The 3,243-nt window shown below is 65.3% G+C and carries 2 protein-coding genes; both read right to left on the bottom strand.

The genetic code is table 11. The features are described 5' to 3' along the window. The coding region (gene pepN / locus RMO23_RS08400; RefSeq protein WP_309680426.1) for an aminopeptidase N at window positions 1–2,400 on the bottom strand (2,400 nt) is incomplete at its 3' end. Further along, window positions 2,384–3,031, bottom strand: a complete 648-nt coding sequence (locus RMO23_RS08395; RefSeq protein ID WP_405041582.1) for an HAD family hydrolase — start codon at window positions 3,029–3,031, stop codon at window positions 2,384–2,386. The genes pepN and RMO23_RS08395, both read right to left, overlap by 17 nt. Window positions 3,032–3,243 lie beyond the last annotated feature (212 nt).

Here is a 3,243-nt window from a genome sequence, read left to right as displayed (position 1 = left end):
GATGTTGCCGCCGCGGTCAGGCGCGCTGACCTGCAGGCTGAACCATTTGTCGATGACCAGCGCCTCGTCCTTGAACAGCGCATGAAAACGCGGCAAGGCCTGCGCCGCCAGCGGGTGGCCGCTGGACACCAGCGCCGACAGCGCGTTGAAGCGGTCGGTCATGTTGCCGGCGTCCTTGAAGCGCTGCAGCGTCTTGCCGGGCCATTCATCCGATCGTCCTGAACCCGTCGAAGGGCTGGCCTGGGCTGCCAGGCACAGCTGCGTCAGCGCCATGCCGGCCAGCGCGCGGCGACCCGACGACACGGCATCGGGCGTGTAGGCGCCACTGTCCTGGTTGGCCGCATACACCGCCTCCCAGTCGGCTTGCAGGGCGCTGGCCAGTTGCTGGCGCATGGCTTCGCGCACGGTGTGAATGCGCTGCGGGTCGACCACCTCCAGCTGCTCGGCCAGGTAGGTTTCAGAAGGCAGCGTCAGCACCAGTTCCTTGAAGGCCGAATCCAGCGCGGGCGACTGCAAAACCTGCCGCATGGCCCCGATAAAGGCATCGTCGAGCACGCCAGCCCTTGCAGTGTCTGCACCATCAGCTATTGATTTAATAGCAACAAGGGCGCGGTTCACGGCCAGGCGCTGGCCGGCTTCCCAGCGGTTGAAGGGGTCGCTGTCGTGCGCCAGCAGGTGCAGCAGCTGCGCATCGCTGTAGTCAAACTCCAGCACCACCGGCGCGCTGAAGCCGCGCAGGATGGACGGCACCGGTTCGGCGTCCAGGCCCTCAAAGGTGAAGCTCTCGCTGGCCTGCGTCAGCACCAGCGTGCGCGAGGTCGCGCGCGGGCCGGCTTCTCCGGGCAGCTGTAGCGGCAGGTCGGCGCCTTCTGCGTTCAGCAAACCGAGCCCGACCGGAATCACAAACGGCTCCTTGGCCGGCTGGCCCGGGGTCGGCGCGCAGCTTTGGCTCAGGGTCAGCGTCCAGGTTTTGGCCGCGGCGTCGTACACGCCCTGCGCGCGCACGCGCGGCGTGCCGGCCTGGCTGTACCAGCGCTTGAACTGGGGCAGCAGGCGCGCCAGGTCCGACATCGGGTTGGCATCGGCAATCGCCTGCGCAAAGTCGTCGCAGGTCACGGCCTGGCCGTCGTGGCGCTCAAAGTAGAGCGTCATGCCCCTGGCGAAGCCGGCACGGCCGACCAGCGTCTGCATCATGCGCACCACTTCGGCGCCTTTTTCGTAAATGGTGACGGTGTAGAAGTTGCTGATCTCGATGTAGCTGTCGGGCCGCACCGGGTGCGCCATCGGGCCGGCGTCTTCGGGGAACTGGGCGGTGCGCAGCACGCGCACGTCTTCGATGCGCTTGACGGCGCGGGCCGAGGCCGCGCCCGCCAGGTCCTGCGAAAACTCCTGATCGCGAAAGACCGTCAGGCCTTCCTTGAGCGAGAGCTGGAACCAGTCGCGGCAGGTGACGCGGTTGCCGGTCCAGTTGTGAAAATACTCGTGGCCGACCACGCTTTCAATGTTGGAAAAGTCGGTGTCGGTGGCCGTGGCCTGATTCGCCAGCACGTACTTGGTGTTGAAGATGTTCAGGCCCTTGTTTTCCATGGCGCCCATGTTGAAGTCGCTGGTGGCCACAATCATGAAGCGCTCCAGATCCAGCGGCAGGCCAAAGCGGGCTTCGTCCCAGGCGACCGAGTGCATCAGCGAGTTCATCGCGTGCTCGGTCTTGTCAAGGTCGCCGGGGCGCACGTAGACCTGCAGCGTGTGCTCCTTGCCGGCGCGCGAGGTAATGCGCTGCTCGCGGCAGACCAGTTGGCCGGCCACCAGCGCAAACAGATAAGCGGGCTTTTTGTGCGGATCCACCCACCTGGCGTAGTGGCGGCCATCGTCCAGATCACCCTGGGCCACCAGGTTGCCGTTGGACAGCAGCACCGGGTACTGGGCCTTGTTGGCGCGCAGCGTGACGCTGTAGCTGGCCATCACGTCGGGGCGGTCCAGGAAGTAGGTGATGCGCCTGAAACCCTCGGCCTCGCATTGGGTAAAAAACGAGTCGTTGCTGACGTAAAGGCCCATCAGCTTGGTGTTTTTGGCCGGGCAGGTGGTGGTAAAGATTTCCAGCTCGAAAGGCGCCGTGCCTTCGGGCAGGTTTTCCAGCACCAGCTGCTTGCCTTCCATCTTGAAGGAAGTGCCTTGCCCGTTCACCAGCACGCGTGCCAGGTTCAGCTCTTCGCCGTCCAGCTTGAGCGCCTGCGCCGGCACGTCGGCATTGCGGCGCAGCGTCATTTTGTTCAGCACCCGGGTTTTGGCCGGGTCCAGGTCAAAGCACAGGTCGACCGTGTCTATCCAGTAGGCCGGGGCAATGTAGTCGGCGCGGTGGATGGCGGCAGACTGTCCCTGTTCGTCACGCATTGGCAGCATAAAGCTTCCCCAGAAAGTTGTTGTTCATGAGTTCGTGGTAGTCGCGCACCTGGGCAATCACGTGCGGGCCAGAGAGTTCTTCGGGGCTGTGGCTGGTGCACAGCGCCACCGCGCGCATGCCGGCGCGGCGCGCCGCCTCGATGCCGAAGGGTGCGTCTTCAAACACAATGCAGGCCGCGGCTGGAATGCCCATGCGCCGGGCCGCTTCCAGAAAGATGGCGGGCTCGGGCTTGCCGGGCAGGCCTTCGTCGCCGCCCACTACCGCCAGCGGCGCGGGCTGCATGCCAAGACGTGCCATGACAAACGCGATGTTGTGCCTGTCGCCCGCCGTTCCCACGCCGACTTTCAGCCCCTGCGCCGCCGCCAGCCTGGCAAAGGCCTTGAAGCCCGCCACTTCGGCAAACACCGGCGTGAACAGCTCGCGGTAAATGCTTTCTTTTTCGGTGATCAGCGCCCAGGCTTCGGCGCTGTCGATGTCGCGCTGAAACAGCTCGTTCATGCACTCGGCGCCGGTGCGGCCGGTGGTGCGGCGCATCAGGTCGGCCAGGTCCATGTCAATCGCATGGCGGCGGGCAAATTCGGTCCAGGCCCGGGCGTGCCAGGGCATGGAGTCGATCATGGTGCCATCCATATCGAAGATAAGGGCCCCCACGCTCCCCACTGCGTGTGGTTCGCTGCCCCCCGAGGGGGCTGAGCTTGCTCGGGGCGGCCCTTCGCTGCGCTCGGGTGCCCTCACGCTGTCCTCCGAAGGGGCTAATTTTTCCTGGGGCGGCCCGGCGAAAAATTGTTCGGCCATTACACGCCCTGCTTGAGCGACGCTTCGATGAACGGGTCGAGGTCGCC

Origin of the sequence: Polaromonas sp., from assembly GCF_031411155.1 — a bacterium.
Taxonomy (GTDB): Bacteria; Pseudomonadota; Gammaproteobacteria; order Burkholderiales; family Burkholderiaceae_C; genus Polaromonas.
The sequence above is the reverse complement of the archived record's forward strand: the minus strand, read 5'-3'. Positions and strand labels throughout refer to the sequence as shown.